The organism is Variovorax sp. GW821-FHT10D07 (genome assembly GCF_059415325.1).
The window spans coordinates 1-571 of sequence record NZ_JBWKMZ010000040.1; the positions used below are offsets into that span (position 1 = coordinate 1).

The 571-nt window shown below is 62.9% G+C and carries 1 protein-coding gene; it reads right to left on the bottom strand.

Annotated features, from left to right (window positions below; genetic code table 11):
- Positions 1 to 569 (bottom strand): branched-chain amino acid ABC transporter permease (locus tag AC07PU_RS42470; protein ID WP_495323668.1); only part of this gene is annotated, 569 nt, incomplete at its 3' end.
- Between the last annotated feature and the right edge of the window lie 2 nt (positions 570 to 571).

The window sequence follows — 571 nt, forward strand, 5'->3', positions numbered from 1 at the left end:
CGGATGCCCATCAGCGCGGCCACGCGCGGGTTCTCGGCGGTGGCGCGCATCGCGCGGCCGAGCTTCGTGTAATTGACCAGCCACATGAGGATGGCCAGCGAGACCGCGGTAACGCCGAGGATCATCACCTGCGTCGGCGAGATGACGGCGCCGGCGATGTGGATGGGGTCCGAAGGCAGCAGGGTCGGGTAGGCCTTGTTGGTGGGCTTCCAGATGATCATCGCCAGCGTCTGCAGCAGGATCGACATGCCGATGGCGGTGATCAGCGGTGCGAGCTTGGGCGAGTTGCGCAGCGGCCGGTAGGCGACCTTCTCGATCACGAAGTTCAGCGTGGCGGCGACGACGCACGCGATGACCAGCGCGATGATCAATATCAGCCAGCCCGGCGTGCCGGGCATCGACGACTGCATGAGCCCGATGATGGACCAGCTCGTGAGCGCCCCCACCATGAGCACTTCACCGTGCGCGAAATTGATCAGATTGATGATGCCGTACACCATGGTGTAGCCCAAGGCTATCAAGGCATACATGCTGCCGAGAACCAGACCGTTGATGATCTGCTGCAGCAAAA